This is a genomic window from Streptomyces sp. P9-2, assembly GCF_051903975.1.
GTDB classification, from domain to species: domain Bacteria; phylum Actinomycetota; class Actinomycetes; order Streptomycetales; family Streptomycetaceae; genus Streptomyces; species Streptomyces cellulosae.
Window position 1 is genome coordinate 464,365 of record NZ_CP192633.1, and the last position, 18,640, is coordinate 483,004.

Here is an 18,640-nt window from a genome sequence, read left to right on the forward strand (position 1 = left end):
GTGGAAGAGCTCGTCATCCGGGACGCGGACGTCGTCGACGGCTCCGGCGACCACTCGTACCGCGCGGACGTGGTGGTGGACGGCGGACGCATCGTCTCCATCGTCAAGGAGGCGGCGGACGCGGGCTGCCAGCGTCCGAAGGCGCGGCGCGAACTGGACGCGGAGGGGCTGGTGCTGGCCCCCGGCTTCATCGACATGCACGCGCACAGCGACCTCGCCCTGCTGCGCGACCCCGACCACAGCGCGAAGGCCGCGCAGGGCGTCACCCTCGAAGTCCTCGGCCAGGACGGATTGTCGTACGCGCCGGTGGACGACCGGACGCTGGGCGAGGTGCGGCGGGCAATCGCCGGGTGGAACGGCCCGGGTGACGACGTGGACTTCGACTGGCGGTCGGTCGGCGAGTACCTGGACCGGCTGGACCGGGGCATAGCGGTGAACGCGGCGTACCTGATCCCGCAGGGCACCGTGCGCGCGCTCGCCGTCGGCTGGGAGGACCGCGGGGCCACGCCCGAAGAGCTGGACCGGATGCGGCAGTTGGTCGCGGAGGGCATGGAGCAGGGCGCGGTCGGGATGTCGTCGGGGCTGACGTACACGCCCGGGATGTACGCCCCGGACGCCGAACTGACCGAGCTGTGCCGGGTGGTGGCGTCGTACGGCGGCTACTACTGCCCGCACCACCGCTCCTACGGCGCCGGCGCGCTGGAGGCGTACGCGGAGATGGTGGCCCTCACGCGGGAGGCGGGCTGCCCGCTGCATCTGGCGCACGCCACCATGAACTTCGGCGTGAACAAGGGCCGGGCCCCCGAGCTGCTGGCGCTGCTGGACGAGGCGCTGGACGCGGGCGCCGACATCACCCTGGACACCTATCCGTACACCCCGGGCTGCACGACCCTGGTGGCGCTGCTGCCGAGCTGGGCGAGCGAAGGCGGCCCCGAGGAGATCCTGCGGCGGCTCTCGGACGAGGCGACGGCGGAGCGGATCCGGCACGACCTGGAGGTCACCGGCTCGGACGGCTGCCACGGCGTGCCGGTGGAGTGGGAGACGATCGAGATCTCCGGGGTGGGCGACCCTGCGCTGGACGAGTACGTGGGCCGTACGGTGCTGGAGTCGGCGCGGGCGCGCGGCGAGAGCCCGTGGACGGTGGCGCGGGAGCTGCTGCTGAAGGACCGGCTCGCGCCGACGATCCTCCAGCACGTGGGCCACGAGGAGAACGTACGGGCGATCATGCGCCACCGGGTGCACACGGGCGGCTCGGACGGCATCCTGCAGGGCGCGAAGCCGCACCCGCGGGCGTACGGGACGTTCCCCCGCTACCTCGGCCACTACGTGCGGGAGCTGGGGGTGCTGTCGCTTGAGGAGTGCGTGGCCCATCTGACCTCGCGCCCGGCGGCGCGGCTGCGGCTGCCGGACCGGGGGCTGGTCCGCGAGGGGTACAAGGCGGACCTGGTGCTGTTCGACCCGCGGACGGTGGACGCCGGGTCGACCTTCGCCGAGCCGCGCACGCTGCCCACGGGCATTCCGTACGTGCTGGTCGACGGGCGGTTCGTGATCGAGGACGGGCGGCGCACGGACGTGCTGGCGGGGCGGGCGGTGCGCAGGACTCCGCGCTGACCGCCCGCCCCGCCGGGCCCGTCAGGGCTTGGGCACGGTGCAGCCGCTCGCGCTCAGGTCGAGGCGGTTGCCGGTGGTGAAGCAGGAGGTGAACGGGTAGGTCTGCTGGGCGTAGTTGATGCCCTGGCGGACCGTGACAGCGCCGTTCTCGTCGACCTCGCACGGGTTGTTGACCGTGCAGCGGGCGCCGTCCTCGTTGCCGGTGTTGTTGACGGCGACCACCTTTCCGGTGGCGTCGTCGACCACCGGGGAGCCGGAGGTGCCGCCGATGGTGTTGCAGGCGGAGGTGTAGCGGACCGAGTCCTTCCAGGTCCAGTCGCCCTCCTTCAGCCGGTGGACGAAGCCGTCGACGGAGCAGCTGTAGATCCGCTTCCAGTAGCCGGAGACCACGCTGATGGCGGTGCCGGCGGCGGGGCGGGAGCTGCTGAGGGTGAGCGGGTCGATCCCGTACGAGCTCTTGATCTGCGCGTACGTCGTGTTCAGGCGGTAGATCGCCGCGTCCGTGTCGGTCATGGTCGCGTAGACCAGCCGGTCGGCGCGCAGGGTGGCGACCTTGGTGCCCGAGGCGTTCAGCAGCCCGAAGGTGCGGCTCGACGCCTGGTCGGTGATGACCTGGCCGGGCGCGGGGAAGCCGCTCTCCAGGCAGTGGCCGTTGGTGAGGACCAGCGCCGGGTCGGAGGCGGCCGAGTCCGGCATGCGGACGACGGAGCCGGAACAGTTGCTCAGCGAGACGGTGCCCGCGAAGTTCACCGCGCCCGAGTTCTTCGCGGTGAGCCCCGACAGGGTGTCCGCGACGGCCCCGACCGTGTCGTTGACGATGCCCGTCAGCGACGTGGCCGGGGCCGTGCCCGTGGTCGTGTCCGCGCCCGTGGGGGATGGCGCGGCGGCGACCGCGGGGGTCGCGCCCGCGCCGGCGAGTGCCAGGGCGCAGAGCGCGACGACGAGAGGTTTTCTCATGGGGGTCCCCTCAATGCGGCGTCGGGCGGCCGGATCACTCCGACCACCCACAAAAATTGTCATGCGCATTGTCATCATGGGCGCGCCGGGCGGGCAAGGACCCGTTTTTCCCGGTGACGACCTTCGGTGACGGCGGGGCAGCGCTCGTCCCGCGGCCGACGGACATGACGCGCCCTCCCGGCGGCCGGACGCGGGACGGCCTACAGGTTCACCCGCGGACCTGCGAAAAGAGGGGCCGGGCGTGGGGAGGCTGGGTGTGGAGGTGATGGAGGCGCGCGCCCATGATCGTCACGCGGAGAACCACGCGCAGGACAAAACCACCCGAACCGACGCGTCTCACGTGGCGGAAAACACGGCCCGAAGGGCCATACCGGGCCGTAAGCTCCCAGCATGCAGGTGATCCAGTCGACCAAGCTCGCCAACGTCTGTTACGAGATCCGGGGCCCGGTGCTCGAGGAGGCGATGCGGCTGGAAGCTGCCGGTCACCGCATCCTCAAGCTGAACACGGGCAACCCGGCGGCGTTCGGCTTCGAATGCCCGCCCGAGATCCTCGAGGACATCCTCCGCAACGTGTCGTCGGCGCACGGCTACGGCGACGCGAAGGGCCTGCTGGCCGCGCGCCGGGCCGTCGTCATGCACAACCAGACCCTCGGCATCGAGACCGACGTCGAGCACGTCTTCATCGGCAACGGCGTGTCCGAGCTGATCGTGATGGCGATGCAGGGCCTGCTGGACGACGGCGACGAGGTGCTGGTCCCCGCCCCGGACTACCCGCTGTGGACGGCGGCCGTCTCCCTGTCCGGCGGCACGGCGGTGCACTACCGCTGCGACGAGCAGTCCGACTGGATGCCGGACCTCGCCGACGTGGAGCGCAAGGTCACCGACCGCACCAAGGCCCTCGTCATCATCAACCCGAACAACCCGACCGGCGCGGTCTACGACGAGGCGGTCATCAAGGGCCTCACCGACATCGCCCGCCGCCACAACCTGATGGTCTGCTCGGACGAGATCTACGACAAGATCCTCTACGACGACGCCGTGCACACCCCGACCGCCAAGGTCGCCCCCGACCTGCTCACCCTCACCTTCAACGGCATGTCGAAGGCGTACCGGGTGGCCGGCTACCGGGTGGGCTGGATGTCGATCTCGGGCCCGCGCGCCCACGCCGACTCCTACATCGAGGGCCTGACGATCCTGGCGAACATGCGCCTGTGCGCGAACATGCCGGGCCAGCACGGGGTGGTCGCGGCGCTCAGCGGCCGCCAGACGATCAAGGACCTGGTCCTGCCGGGCGGACGGCTGCGCGAGCAGCGGGACGTGGCGTACGAGCTGCTGACCCAGATCCCGGGCGTGAGCTGTGTGAAGCCGAAGGGTGCGCTGTACCTGTTCCCGCGCCTGGACCCCGAGGTCTTCAAGATCAAGGACGACCGGCGGATGGTGCTGGACCTGCTGCGCCGCGAGAAGATCATGGTCGTGCAGGGCACCGGCTTCAACTGGCCGGAGCCGGACCACTTCCGCGTGGTCACGCTGCCCTCGGCCACGGACCTGCGGGACGCGGTGGGCCGCATCGCACGCTTCCTGGACGGCTACAGCCAGCACTGAGCTTTTCGCACTCGGTACTGAGGATTGATCACTTTCGACTACAACTCAACTTTAGACAGAATCTAAGCTAGGATGGCTTCCTGTCAGCACCCAGGAGGCCATCCATGTACGAACCGATCCGCTCCAAGTCGGTCCACAGCACGATGGCCGGCCCCGACGACTTCCCCCACAGGTCCCGCGAGGAGGAGCTGGACATCCAGCTCGCGGGCCATCTCGCCGCGCTGCTCGCCGTCACCGACGAGCTGCGGGCGGCGGCGCCTTCGGCCGATCTGGACACCGCGGCCGAGCGGCTCACCCAGGAGATCACCCGCCTGCGGGGAGGACGTACGCCGGCCCGTGCGACGACGTCCACGCGCGGCCGCGAGCCGGACGCGACGGCCCTGCACAGGAAGGCGCACGCGCTCGCCGGGCGCGCCCTGGTCGTCGCCGCGTCCCGCGCGGACACGGCGGCGGCGATCCTGGCCGCCGAGCGGATGGACGCGCACACCGCGGCGCTGAAGCAGCGCCCGCTGGCGTCCTCCGCCCACTGAGCCCCCTCCGGGGGCTCCCCGCATACGGCCCCGGTCCGCGCGCACCCGCAGCGACGCGCGGACCGGGCGCCCTCTCACTTCTCCGGCCGGCTCCCGTACACCGACGCGCCGGCCGCACCGCGGATCTCCGGGAGCGCCGAGTAAAGCGCGGCGCCCGGGCAGAGCGTCGCGTACCCGTCGCGGTGGCCGGAGATCGTGTTCAGCGTGGCCTGCTCGCCGGTGTCGTAGACCCCGGTGTCGCCGGCGGCGGTCAGCGTCACCTGCGCCTCCGGGTCGACGCCGTGCAGGCCCAGCTTCCAGGCCGAGAGGTCGGCGATGGCCTTCTTGGCCGCTGCGGTCGGCGTGCCGCCGTTCTCGTAGTCACCGAGGAGTGAGACACCGGCCGAGTAGCCGTTGAAGCCGTAGGTGTGGGCGCCGCGGACCGGCTTGTCGACGCCGCCCGCCCGGCCCTCGAAGACCGTGCCGCACTTGTCGACGAAGAAGTTGTAGCCGATGTCGCTCCAGCCGTTGGTCTCCACGTGGTACGTGAGGATCCCCCGGACGATCGCCGCCGAGTCGGCGCAGTCGTAGTCGTTGGTGCCCGCCGTGTGGTGGACGAAGACCGCGTCGACCGTGTCCAGGTAGGAGGGCGGGTCGACGACGAGCGACTCGTCCGCGCCCCAGTCGGCGCGGCTGACGATCGCGGGGGCGGCGGGAGCGACCGGTGACGTGGACCCGCTCGGGTCCGGCCCGGTGCTCGGCTCCGCCGTGGGCTCGGCGGTCGGGGCCGGGGTGGGCTCCGTGGCCGGCTCCTCGCTCGGCGCGGGGGCGGCGGGGTCTTCCGTCGGCTCCTGCGTCGGTGCGTCCGAGGGCGCGGGGGCCGTCGGCTCCTCGCCCGGGAGGGCCGGTTCGGTGGTCGGCTCCTCGCTCGGCGCGGGCGCATCGGGCTCTGTCGCCGTCGGCTCCTGAGCCGGCTCCTCGGAGGTGGCCGGGGCGTCGGAGGGGGCCGGCTGCTCGGTGGCCGGAGCCTCCGTGGGTTCCTGGGGCGGCTCGGCCGGCTCCTCGGGCGCGGTGGTCGGCGCGGTGTCCTCGCCGGAGGGCGTGGCACCGGCGGTGGCTGTGGCGGTGGCGCTCTCGCCGGTGCCCGGCTCGGTGGAGGGCTTGCCCTTGCCGTTCCCCTTGCCGCCGTTACCGCCGCCCTTGCCCTGCCCCTTGCCGCCCTTCTCGTCACCCGGGTCGATCATGTCGAGCCGCAGGGCGTCCGGCACGGCCGTCTCCTTGCCGCCGGCCACCACCCGGGCCTCGACCGCGTCCGACGGTCCCACCCACAGCGGCTCCGAGGCGCCGCGGACGCGCGAGGCGTCACCCTCCTCCGTCTCCGGTGCCCGGATGCCGAAGTCGAGGTCCCGCCAGTCCGTCCACGTGCCGCTCTCCGCACCGCGGGTACGGATCTGCGCGGTGCCCTCGAAGTCGTCGGCGCCGTCCTCCCAGGAGACGCCGACGAGGGAGAACAACTGTGTGTCCGTGCGCGGCAGTTCGCGCTTCTTCGGGTCCTTGCCGTCCAGCGACAGCGTGTGCGCCTGCGCGGGACGGGACGCGTCGTCGGCACCGCTCCCCCCGGAGCCGCCGGTCACGGACACCGCCGTCACCCCGGTACCCGCCAGGACGACGACACCGGCCGCCAGCCATATCGTGCGCTTCGGCACCCTCGGACGCCGTGCGCGGATTCCCCTCGGGCTCATGCCCACCCCTCATGATGTGTGTACGTCGTGATCAGTTGCCGCCGGCGGGCAGTGCGCCCGCGCAGGTCGCCCGCCCGAACGCGTCCGTGGCGGTGGCCCGCTGGACGTGCTTGCCGCGGACCGCGAGCGTGCAGGAGGCCTGTCCGCCCTTCTCGCCGAGGACGATCGCCACGGTGGGGGCCGTGCCGAGCGGCACCTGGACCGTGCGCTTCCAGGGCAGTTCGGCGTCCCGGACGACGGTCGCCGTGCCGTCCTCGTTCCGGCCGAGGAAGGAGATCTCGGCCGTGCCGTCGCCGGTGACCTCGTAGGTCACGGCGGCGGTCGGCGTCGAGGGCTTCCCCGGCTCCTCCTCGGTGTCGAGCAGTCCGTAGCCGACAAGGCCCGCGCAGGCGAGCAGCAGGACGGCGGCGATCAGCACAACGGCTCTGCCGGCGCCGCTCGTGTCCTTGCCGCCGACGCCGTTCCCGGTATCGCTCGGTGCGCCGTTCCTGGCATCGCTCGGTGCGCCGTTCGCTGTGCCGTTCTCTTTGTTATCCGTGAATTCATTGGCTGACATGAACGGGGCTCGGCTTTCCCTGGTCCGGATCGATGCGACATGCAACTGAAGTTGAACCGGGCGGTTATACACCACCCGGAACGTGCCGCGCGAGCGGGCGGACATAAAGGGGCGAAACATTGGCGTTCGGCCCTCCAAATGCCCTCAATGTCCTTTCACTTGACAAGGCGTCAGCGAGCTTGCCAATAATCCCGCCGCCGCGCCCCGCGACCGGTTTCTCACCTGCTCGCGAGGTGCTGCACAGCCATGCACCAAGCCGTGCGGGATTCTCCGCGCCGGCTCGTTCGGCGCGCCCTTTTCGCGTTCGGCGGGGAGGGCCGCCGATGTCGAAAGGTATGCACGTGAAGGTGCCGTACAGGAGATATCTCTCCTGTCTGGTGGCCGCGGCGATTGCGGGCACACTCCTGCCGCAAGTCGCTTATGCGGCCCCGCCGTCCGAGCCCGGAAAGAGCGAGGACAAGGGGTTTCTCGATACGGTCTCCGGCTGGTTCGGAGACGACGAGGAGGGAAAGCCCGAGCCGCCGTCGTACGGTGACCGGCCCGTGGCCGACCGGCAGAAACTGGCCAAGGGGAAGAACGCCCCGAAGGCGAAGCGGGTCAAGGAACTCACCTCCCGCCGCACCCCGTCGGCCCGCTTCTGGGAGCTGTCCGACGGCCGCGTCGAGGCGGAGCTGACGGCCGCCCCGACCGCGTACAGGGACCCGTCCTCGAAGGCGTGGAAGGCGATCGACACCCGGGTGACGGGGACGAGGGCCAAGGGCTTCGATTTCGCCAACACGGCCAACACCGGCCGTAGCTGGTTCGGGTCGGACCCGGACCGGCTGCTGCGGTTCGAGACGGCGGAGGGGGGTCAGTCGGTCACCCTCGGCCTGCGGGGGGCGCGCGGCTCCCTGAAGCCGGAGGCCAAGGGCGACACCGTCACCTACAAGGACGCGGTCGGCGGCGCGGACCTGTCCTACGAGGTCGGTCCCGGCCGGGTGAAGGAGAACATCACCCTCGCCGAGCGGCCCGCCGGCCCGGTGACGTACACCTTCACCCTGGACACCGAGGGCCTGACGCCGAAGGCGCGCAAGGACGGCTCGATCGCGTTCTTCGGTGAGCTGCCGAACACGCCGGTGCTGGTGATACCGGCCCCGTACATGACGGACGCGAGAAAGTCGGCCTCGTCGCCGTACGGGTACGCGTACAGCGCGGACGTCACGCAGAAGTTGGTCCGTGACGGTGACGGCTGGAAGCTGACGGTCACGCCGGACGCGAAGTGGCTGGCGGCGAAGGAGCGGCAGTATCCGGTCGTGATCGACCCGACGATCACGATCGCGCCGTCGCCGTCGGGTTCGCAGGACGCCATGGTCCTGTCGGACCAGCCGGGCGTGAACTTCAACTCCTCGTGGAAGCTGGCGGTCGGCAAGACCTCCTCCACCGCCCAGGCGCGTTCGCTGCTGAAGTTTCCGCTGGACGAGATCCCGGCCGGGGTGAAGGTCGACGGCGCCCGGCTGGGCGTCTACTTCGACCAGTCGCACACCACCAACGGCAACGACGTCACCATCGAGGCGCACCGCGCGACCGGCGCCTGGGACGAGTCGACGGCCACCTGGTCGAACACGTCCGGGCTGGTGGGCGAGCTGTCCGGCACGAGCGTCCAGGTCGACGACGGGGACGCGGGCACCACGGCCGCGACCGGCTCCTGGCCCGCGTCCGGGTCGACGCTGACGCAGTACGCGATCGGCCAGGACTACCGCTACAACAAGGACGCGGTCGCCGGTGACACGTACACCTGGCAGCCGAAGGTCACCGACACCGCCACCTACCGCGTGGACGTGCACTACGTCGCGGCCACCGACCGGGCGACGAACGCCCCGTACACGGTGACGCACCGGGACGGCACGCAGACGTTCACCGTCGACCAGTCGGCCGGCACCAACGGTGTCTGGACGTCGCTGAACGGCGGCGGCCAGCTGCCCTTCACCAAGGGCACGGTTGGCAAGATCGTCCTCGGCGACGGTCCCGCGTCGACGTCGACCGCGGTGATCGCGGACGCCGTGCGCCTGGTGAACCCGGCCCAGATCGTCAAGAACACGGGCGAGTACAACCAGTGGCACGAGTTCCCGGTCGCCGACACGGTGCAGAAGTGGGTGAGCGGCACCGCCGCCAACCACGGCTTCGTGCTGGCGGCGAAGGACGAGTCGTCCACCGGCCCGCTCGGCGGCCCCCGCTACGAGGCCGGTGACGGCTCCTACGGCGGCGAGACCTCCAGCATCCCCCGCCTGACGGTGACCTACGGCAAGGTCGGCACGGCGCTGAACTCCCCGACCGTGGTGCACTCCACGGGCCCGGAGCTGTCGTGGAAGGCGTACACCAACACCAGCGGGGACACCGGCCAGGACATCGTGGAGTACCAGCTGCACCGCTCCACGCAGCAGGCGTTCACGCCGTCGGCGGCGACCCTGATCGCGCCGATCAGCTCGTCGGCCACCACGTACACGGACACCACCGCGGTTCCGACCCCGGACTCGGCGGCCAACGAGATCGGGAAGTCGTACTACTACCAGATCGCGGTGAAGACCAAGAGCGGGGAACTGCTCGGGTCGCCGACCCGCATCGTGGGCATCCCGAAGGCCGGCCGGACGATGAAGATCATCCAGGGCAGCCAGGGCGGCGTCACCGACACCACGCTCTCCTCCCAGCAGCCGTCCACCAACCAGGACACCATCCAGTCCTGGGGCGTGGGCCAGAAGTGGCTGAGCGTCGGTAACAACTCCGGCACCTACGGCACGACCCGCGCCGTGCTGAAGTTCCCCACCACCGGTATCCCGTCGACCGCCACCGTGATCAACAACCGCATGTTCCTGTGGGGTGCGGAGACCACCACCGACACCGACGGGGCGCTCTACGAACTCCACGCCCTGACGCGGGACTTCAACGAGACCCAGGCCACGTGGAGCAACGCCACCTCCACCATCACCTGGAGCAGCGCCGGCGGTGACATGTCCCCGGCGGTCTCCAGCACCGTCGGCCGGGTGGCGGACGTCGGCCGCCGCGAGTGGGACGCCACCAGCCTGATGCAGGGCTGGATCGACGACCCTGCCGGCAACAAGGGCGTCGCCGTCAAGCTGAAGGACGAGTCCTCCGCCGGCCCGCAGGAGCGCACCCTGTTCCTGTCCGCCGAGACGGCCGACCCCCAGCTGCGTCCGTACATGCAGGTCATCTACGTCGACTCCACCACGGAGGACACGTACTACGCCCCGCAGACGCCGTCCCGGATGACCCCGAACACCACCTACACGGTGGACTTCACGGTCACCAACACCACCTCCGCGGAGTGGGTGGCGGGCGAGCGTGAGCTGTCCTACACCTGGAAGCTGCCCGACGGCACGGACGTCACCACCGGCGGCAACCAGCTCGCCACCCCGATCCCGAGGCTGCTGCCCGGCCAGTCGGCCACGATCCAGGCGAAGGTCGCCACACCCGTCAACTCGGACTCGGGCAACAAGCGCGGCGAGTACGTGCTCGGCTGGGACGTCCGCAAGATTGCCGACGGCAGCTGGCTGTCGGCCGGCACCGGCGGCATCCCGTCGCTGAAGCAGAGCGTGGCGGTCGAGGACCCGACCTCCAACCAGCTCGGCCTGGAGAAGTTCTACTCCTACACCGGCAAGAACACCGGCGCCGGCTCGACGGTGATGAACAACCTGTCCTCCGGCAACAGCGTCTGGTCCTACAACGCGTTCACCAACCCCGGACGCGGTCTGACGACGTTCGCGCGCTTCTCCTACAACTCACTCGACACCAGTGACACGGTCTCGGGCGCGGGCTGGTCGGCGCAGCTGGCAGGCCCCATCCGCCTGGGCACACCGCTGGACTTCCACCCCAACCCCAACCCCACCGAGGTCCGCCTGCCGGACGGCGACGGCACCACGCACGTCTTCCACAAGCAGGCCGACGGCACCTTCAAGGCCCCGGCGGGCGTCCACTACCGGCTGTCGATGAAGGACGGCCTGGACTGCAAGCCCACCAAGGACCCGGTCCCGGACGCCTGGACGATGCTGCGCCCGGACGGCACCCGCTTCCTCTTCGGCTGCGACGGCTACCTGACCTCGGTGGTCGACAAGAACGGCAACACGCAGACGTACACGTACGAGGAACGCAGGTCCAACAACAAGCCGACCAAGTTCCTCAAGTACATCACCGACCCCGCGGGCCGGAAGTCGCTGCGCGTCGGCTACTACCTCAAGGGCGACGCGACGTACTCGTACGTCGACGACAGCGGCGCCCTGGTCTCGGGCACCAACCTCACCAACTCCAAGATCTACGACCACGTGGCGTCCATGACGGACATCTCGGGCCGCAAGATCTCCTTCTACTACACCGAGAAGGGCCTGCTCGGCCGCATGGTCGACGGCAGCGGCTCCGACCAGCCGAAGACCTTCAAGTTCACCTACGACGCCACCCAGGGCAACAAGAACGTCAAACTGGTCACCGTCACCGACCCGCGCGGCAACGGCACCGACCTGGCGTACTACGCCCCGCAGAACGGTGACGACCCCAAGTACCACTGGTGGACGAAGACCGTCACCGACCGCCTCGGCGGGAACACCGGCTACACGTACGCGGCGAACACCGCGAACCCCAAGTTCACGGACACCACCGTGACGGACGCCGAGTCCCACGCGACGAAGTACGTCACCGACGACTACGGCCGCCCCGTCCAGACCACCAACGCCAAGTCCCAGACCACCAAGATGAGCTGGGACGCGGACAACAACGTCACCTACCTGGAGGAGGCCAACGGCGCCAAGACCGCGTACTGCTACGACCAGAAGACCGGCTACCCGCTCTGGTCGCGTGACGCCGAGAACAACAAGACGGGCGTGCCCGACCAGGCGACCACCTGTGTGACGGACACCTCCAAGTGGCCCGCCGACACGGCGAGGTACGAGTACCAGACCCGCGCCGACGGCTACGCCGCCGACCTGTGGCGCAAGAGCTCCCCCGAGGGCCGCGCCTGGCAGTTCGGCTATGACGCCTTCGGCAACCTGAAGACGGTCACCGACCCCAAGGGCGTGGCGACTGCTACGGCGGGCGACTACACGACGTCGTACGAGTACGACTCCTACGGCCAGCTCACCAAGGCCGTCGACGCCAACGGAAACCCGACGACGTACAGCGACTTCGGCCCGACGGGCTACCCGGCGACGATCACGGACGCATTGGGCGAGTCGGCGACGTTCGTCTACGACGAGCGCGGACAGGTCCGCGAGGTCACCGACGCCCTGGGCAAGAAGACCACGCAGACGTATGACACGTTCGGCCGACCGCTGGTCAGCACGGTGCCGAAGGACCAGGCGGCAGGTGAGCTGATCACCACTCCGGCGCCCGTGTACGACGCCAACGACAATGTCACCACGTCCACGGCGCCCAACGGCGCGGTGTCCGCAGCGGTGTACGACGCTGCGGACCAGATCACCTCGGCCACCGCGCCGAAGGACACCCCGACCGGTCCTGAGAAGAGGACGACCTACACCTACGACAAGACCGGTCACCTGAAGACGACCACGGAGCCCAAGGGCACTGCTACCACCGCAGTTCCCGACGACTACGTCACCACCAACACCTACAACGAGATCTACCAGTTGTCCTCCGTGGTCAATGCCGCAAAGGACAAGCTGTCCTACGAATACGACAACGTCGGCAACGTCACCACCGTCATCGACCCGAAGAAGAACGCGACCGCTGACCCGGCCGACTTCACAGTCAAAACGGCCTACGACCTCAACCATCGGGCCACGGTCACCACGGACGCGGCCGGCCAGACCACGAAGCAGTCCTACGACAAGGACTCGCTGGTCGTCTCCACGACGGACGCCGAGAACAACACCACCACGGTCAGCTACGACGAGCGGGGCAAGCAGACCGAGGTCAAGGTTCCGCACGACGGTACCGGCCCGATCACGTACCGCACGACCCGGTACGAGTACGACCAGGTCGGCAACACCACCAAGGTGATCACCCCGCGGGCCGTCGAGGCCGGGACGACCACGGCGTTCACCGCGCGTACCGAGTACGACGCGCTGAACCGCCCGGTCAAGCAGTTCCAGCCGTACGACCCGGCGGACACCCGTTACAACAGCCCGAACGTCTACACCCAGACTACTTACGACAAGGTGGGCCGGGTCACCAAGACCTCGCTGCCACCGTCGGAGGGCCAGACGGTTCGGAACGACTCCACCGTCGACTACTTCGACAACGGGTGGATCAAGTCGTCGACCGACCCGTGGGACATCACCACCACCTACGGCTACAACGAGCTGGGACAGCAGACAGCCAGGACCCTGAGCTCGGCGGGCGGCTCCCTCAAGCGCACGATGGGCTGGACGTACTACCCGAACGGCAAGCTGAAGTCGAAGACCGACGACGGTGTGCCGGTGGGCAGCGCCGTCCCGCTCGTCGATAACTCCGACACCCAGAACACCAGTTCCACCGGCACCTGGACCAAGGCCAGCGTCGCCGGACAGCAGGGCTACGACCACCAGGTGCACGCCTCAGGAACCGGGTCGGACGCGTTCACCTGGACGCTGAACATCCCCAGGGACGGCACCTACACCGCCTACGTCAAATTCCCGCAGGTCACCGGCGCTACGACGACGGCGAAGTACACGGTCACGCACGCAGGCGGGAGCACGGACAAGACCGTCAGCCAGGCCACCGGGGCCGGCACCTGGGTCCCGCTCGGCACGTACACCTTCACGCAGGGCAACGCGTCCAAGCTCCAGTTGTTCCAGAGCAGCGGCGGCGCCGTCGTGGCCGACGGAGTCAAGCTGGTGCGCGACAACTCCGGCGACGCGGACACGGAGAAGCACACCTTCACCTACGCCTACGACGTCAACGGCAACCTGACGTCGATCGACGACACCTCGTCCGGGACGAAGATCGACTCGTACACAGTCACCTACACGGGCCTGAACCAGGTCCAGAAGATCACCGAGGCGCTGGCGGGTGAGGAGAAGACCTCTACCACCTATACCTACGACGCCAACAGTCAACCCGAGACGGTCACCCACCCCGACCAGTACGCCAGGTACACCTACGACGTGCGTGAGCTGGTCAAGACGGTCTCCGTCGGCAAGAGCGCGAGCGACACCTCGCCGAAGGTGACGTCGTACACCTACACGGACCGCGGCCAGATACGGCAGGAGACGAAGGCCAACAACAACACCGTCGACTACACCTATTACCTCGACGGCGTGCTGCGGACCCAGGAGGAGAAGAAGCCGAACGGCACTCTCGTCTCGTCGCACACCTACGCCTACGACGCCAACGGCAACAAGGCGCAGGACGTGGCGAAGAAGATGAACGCCGACAACCACACGGCATATCTCGACTCCACCACCAACTACACCTATGACCCGGTCGACCGGCTGTCCGAGTCGGTCAAGACCGGCAACGGGGCCGCCACCGAGAAGTACGTTCACGACGACAACGCCAACGTCATCAGCCAGACGGTCAAGGACACGTCCACGACCTTCACCTACGACCGTAACCGGCTGCTGACCTCCACGACTTCGGGGGCCACGTCCACCTTCAATTACGACCCGTTCGGCCGCCAGGAATCCGTCACCAGCGGCGGTCAAATCGTCTCGCGGAGCATCTACGACGGCTTCGACCACGTCATCGAGTCCCAGACGAGGGACGGCGCCGGCGTGATGAAGTCCACCACCTACACCTTCGACCCGCTCGATCGCACCGTATCCAAGACTGCCGACGGCAAGACGTCCCAGTTCAACTACCTCGGTCTGTCCGATGAGGTACTGACCGAGGAGGTCGCCGGTCAGCTGACGAAGTCGTACCAGTACAGCCCGTGGGGCGAGCGCCTGTCGCAGGTCAAGCACAACACGGACGGTACGACGGAGGACGGCTACTACGGCTACAACAGCCACACCGACGTCGAAACCCTGACGGACAAGAACGGCGACACGAAGGCCACCTACGGCTACACCGCCTACGGTTCGGACGACACATCCGAGTTCACCGGCATCGACAAGCCCGACACCACCGACCCCACCAAGGAGGACTACAACCCCTACCGCTACAACTCCAAGCGCTGGGACGCCCAGTCCGGCACCTACGACATGGGCTTCCGCGACTACGACCCGGGGCTCAACCGCTTCACCACCCGGGACATGTACAACGGCGCCCTCGCCGACATGGGGCTCGGCACCGACCCCTTCACCGGCAACCGTTACGCCTTCACCGGTGGTAACCCCACTAGCAGCGTGGAGGTCGACGGCCACTTCTTCTTCCTGCTCGCCGCGATACCCGTGGCCGAGGCGACCGTGGCCCTGGTGGGGGCAACCATCGTCACGGCCGGTGTGGTCACGGTGGCCTCGGAAGTGGCGGACAGGGCCGACGACGACTCGTCCGGGTCCGACGAACCGGAGCCGGCACCCAAGCCCACCCCTAAGCCCACCCCCAAGCCGCGGTCGGGGGACAACGGCTCCAGCAGCTGCGGTTGGGTCGAGCATGGGGCCTTGGACAAGAAGAACGGCAACCGTGCCACCTATATGACGTCCTGCCTCAACAAGGCGACGCTGAAGAAGGGCACGGAGACAAATACCAGCGTCTTCGCGCCGCCGGGCTACCGGTGGGCGCAGAGGGTCGCCGCCCACCTGGGGGCCAAACCGGTGCGAGAGAACATCAACGCGTGTCACCTCCTCGCCAATCAGTTGGGCGGGTCCGGTACCGACCCGCACAACCTGGCCACATGTGCACGCGGGGCCAATGCAAAGCAGAAAGGTTCCCGACAGGGCGACAAGCACATGGCCTACTACGAGCAGAAGGTCATGGACGCCGTCAACGCGAACCTGGACGTCTACTACACGGTGCGGCCGAGCTACAGTGGCCGCAGGACGGTACCTACCGGGTTTCACATGAGTGCTTACGGCATCGACCCCGAAACTGGGGTACTACAGACCGTGGTCGCACCCACATTCGTGTCCAACGATCTCAGGGGGCGAAACCTCGGTTCGTTCGTGGACCACAACACAGGTCGTCAGGTACCTGTCGGAGGGATGTCATGATGCTCACCCTGAGGAGGAAGACGTGACCGGGGAAGACGAGCTGGACGAGCTGCGACAGGCGATGCCGCCCACGGCACCGAGCAACGCGTCGGTCGACTGGGACCAATTCGGCCGGTCCTGGGGCAAGCAGTTCCCCTCCGACTACTGTCGGTTCATCGACGTCTACGGGTACGGCTCGATCGGGAACTATATGGAGGTCCTGAAACCGGAGCCAAGAGGGACGGTGACGGAGAACTCCGACATGGCCAACGAGACCGAGGTGGCCCGAGAGGCCTGGTCGTGGGTGCGAAAGGCCCCCGAGCTCGCGGAGGCCCGCCCTGAGCTGATCGCCTGGGGTGGAGACGCGAGCGCCGACCTTCTCTGCTGGGATGCCTCGGACGAGGACCCGGGCAGGTGGCCCGTCCTGGTGTACAACAGGGACGACGGTCTGTGGCGTCGTTACGACTGCGGGATGGTGCAATTCCTCGTGCGCGTCCTGCGGGGAGACTTCGACGAATGCCCTCTCGGCGATCTCTCACTCTGGGGACGGGAGTCAGCGGTTTTCCTCAACCGCGACGAGGAAGAACGCAGGTGGGAAGCCGGACTGGACCCTTGGACGGGCGAGCCGGATCCGTACGCCGGAATGTTCGGACCCTGACCCATGAATGACGCCTGCACACCACACGGAACATGACAGGTGTCTGTCTCCTGGTGAGTGAATAGCCAGTCCCGGCGGGCCCGTCGAATCCATCGGCGAGCCCGCCTGCTGCGTCCTCGAAGTTTCCGACCGTACTGATCAGCCAACAGCGAGCATGCCTCAGGGACGCCCCATAATGCGCGGGACGAAGAGGAAGACGCCTTCAAGTGGTACCTGGTCGCCGCGCAAGGGGGCCGCGTTCCCGCAATGTGGGTGGTCGCCGCGCTGTACGAGGCCGGCCTCGGGACGGCGGAGGAAAAGGTTCAGGCTGACCGCTGGCTTTTGCAGATGATGCACCGAACAAACGGTGACGGATTCCACGAGGCTGAGCCTTGCACCTTCCTTGCGTCGCAGGGTCCACGGGCGAGGACACCGAGCTGAATCTGGAGCAGAACAGCGCCGGCACCGTAGTGGCCGACGCGGTCAAGCTGGTCCGTGACAACTCCGCGGACACCGACAACGAGAAGAAGACCTTCACCTACGCCTACGACGTCAATGGCAACCTGACGTCGATCGACGACACCTCCTCCGGGGCGCGGATCGACGCCTACACCGTCGCCTACACGGGCCTCAACCAGGTCCAGAAGGTCACGGAGTCGCTGTCCGGTACGGAGAAGAAGGCGACGTCGTACACCTACGACGCCAACGGCCAGCCCGAGACGGTCACCCACCCGACCCAGCACTCCGCGTACACCTACGACCTGCGCGAACTGGTCAAGACGGTGTCGGTCGGTAAGACGGCGACGGACACCGACCCGAAGGTGACGTCGTACACATACACGGACCGCGGCCAGAAGCTGAAGGAGACCAAGGCCAACGACAACACCGTCGACTTCGCCTACTACCTCGACGGCGCGCTGAAGTCGACGGTCGAGAAGAAGGCCGACGGCACCACGCTGGTCGCCTCCCACACCTACGCCTACGACCCCAACGGCAACAAGGCACAGGACGTCGCGAAGAAGATGAACGCCGACAACCACACGGCGTACCTCGACTCCACGACCGACTACTCCTACGACCCGGCCAACCGGCTCACCAAGTCGGTCAAGACGGGCAATGGCGCCGGCACGGAAACCTACGTCCACGACGACAACGCCAACGTCATCAGTCAGACGGTCAAGGGCACCAGCACCACATATCACTACGACCGCAACCGGCTGCTGACCGCGACGACATCCGGCGTCACGGCCGACTACAACTACGACCCCTTCGGCCGCCAGCAGTCGGTGACATCGCAGGGCAAGGTCATCTCCCGCAGCGTGTACGACGGCTTCGACCACGTCGTGGAGTCCCAGAAGATGGACGACACCGGCGCGATGAAGTCCACCACGTACACCTTCGACCCCCTGGACCGCACCGCCTCGAAGACAGCGGACGGCAAGACCACCGACTTCACCTACCTCGGCCTGTCCGGCGAAGTGCTGAACGAAGAGGTCGCCGGCGAGCTCACCAAGTCGTACCAGTACAGCCCCTGGGGCAAACGCCTGTCGCAGGTCAAGCACAACACGGACGGCACGGCCGAGGACGGCTACTACAGCTACAACAGCCACTCCGACGTCGAAACCCTGACGGACGACAACGGCGACACGAAGGCCACCTACGGCTACACCGCCTACGGCGCCAACGACGAGTCCGAGTTCACCGGCATCGACAAGCCCGACACCACCGACGCCACCAAGGAGGACTACAACCCCTACCGCTACAACTCCAAGCGCTGGGACGCCCAGTCCGGCACCTACGACATGGGCTTCCGTGACTACAACCCGGGCCTCAACCGCTTCACCACCCGGGACATGTACAACGGCGCCCTCGCCGACGTGAGCCTGGGCAACGATCCCTATACCGGTAACCGGTACGCCTTCACCGGCGGCAACCCCATCAGCCGTATCGAACTCGACGGACACGACTGGTGCGAC

Annotated in this window: 8 protein-coding genes and 1 pseudogene; 6 read left to right on the forward strand and 3 right to left on the reverse strand. The window is 68.2% G+C overall.

Going from position 1 to position 18,640, the window contains the following annotated elements; translation table 11 throughout:
* Entirely contained in the window at positions 1–1,611 is a 1,611-nt protein-coding gene (locus tag ACQY0Z_RS02135; protein ID WP_439811762.1) for an N-acyl-D-amino-acid deacylase family protein, read from the forward strand.
* Positions 1,612–1,632: 21 nt separating this feature from the next.
* Here the strand turns inward: ACQY0Z_RS02135 and ACQY0Z_RS02140 are convergent, their stop codons facing one another.
* On the reverse strand, positions 1,633–2,568 hold the full coding sequence (locus ACQY0Z_RS02140) for a S1 family peptidase (RefSeq protein ID WP_381730527.1): 936 nt from the start codon (positions 2,566–2,568) through the stop codon (positions 1,633–1,635).
* 390 nt (positions 2,569–2,958) lie between these two features.
* On the opposite strand from ACQY0Z_RS02140, the gene ACQY0Z_RS02145 reads away from it, so the two are divergent.
* The gene (locus ACQY0Z_RS02145; protein ID WP_439811763.1) at positions 2,959–4,170 is read left to right on the forward strand and encodes a pyridoxal phosphate-dependent aminotransferase; all 1,212 of its coding nucleotides are present in this window, start codon (positions 2,959–2,961) and stop codon (positions 4,168–4,170) included.
* A 104-nt stretch (positions 4,171–4,274) separates the two neighbouring features.
* Positions 4,275–4,700: an SCO4983 family protein gene (locus ACQY0Z_RS02150; RefSeq protein ID WP_028959644.1), complete on the forward strand. Its 426-nt coding sequence runs from the start codon at positions 4,275–4,277 to the stop codon at positions 4,698–4,700.
* Between the two features lie 74 nt (positions 4,701–4,774).
* Here ACQY0Z_RS02150 and ACQY0Z_RS02155 read toward each other — a convergent pair whose 3' ends face one another.
* Positions 4,775–6,385: an N-acetylmuramoyl-L-alanine amidase gene (locus tag ACQY0Z_RS02155; protein ID WP_439811764.1), complete on the reverse strand. Its 1,611-nt coding sequence runs from the start codon at positions 6,383–6,385 to the stop codon at positions 4,775–4,777.
* Between the two features lie 67 nt (positions 6,386–6,452).
* Complete coding sequence (locus ACQY0Z_RS02160) at positions 6,453–6,839, reverse strand: MmpS family transport accessory protein (RefSeq protein ID WP_439811765.1); 387 nt, start codon at positions 6,837–6,839, stop codon at positions 6,453–6,455.
* 461 nt (positions 6,840–7,300) lie between these two features.
* Between ACQY0Z_RS02160 and ACQY0Z_RS02165 the strand changes: the two genes are divergently transcribed.
* The 3 genes and pseudogenes from ACQY0Z_RS02165 to ACQY0Z_RS02175 all read left to right on the forward strand — a co-directional run.
* The gene (locus ACQY0Z_RS02165; protein ID WP_439811766.1) at positions 7,301–16,048 is read left to right on the forward strand and encodes a golvesin C-terminal-like domain-containing protein; all 8,748 of its coding nucleotides are present in this window, start codon (positions 7,301–7,303) and stop codon (positions 16,046–16,048) included.
* Positions 16,049–16,070: 22 nt separating this feature from the next.
* Positions 16,071–16,685 carry a hypothetical protein gene (locus ACQY0Z_RS02170; RefSeq protein WP_439811767.1) on the forward strand — a complete coding sequence of 205 codons (615 nt, stop codon included), beginning with the start codon at positions 16,071–16,073 and terminating at the stop codon, positions 16,683–16,685.
* A 413-nt stretch (positions 16,686–17,098) separates the two neighbouring features.
* Positions 17,099–18,640 (forward strand): annotated as a pseudogene (locus ACQY0Z_RS02175) (RHS repeat-associated core domain-containing protein); the annotation flags it as partial.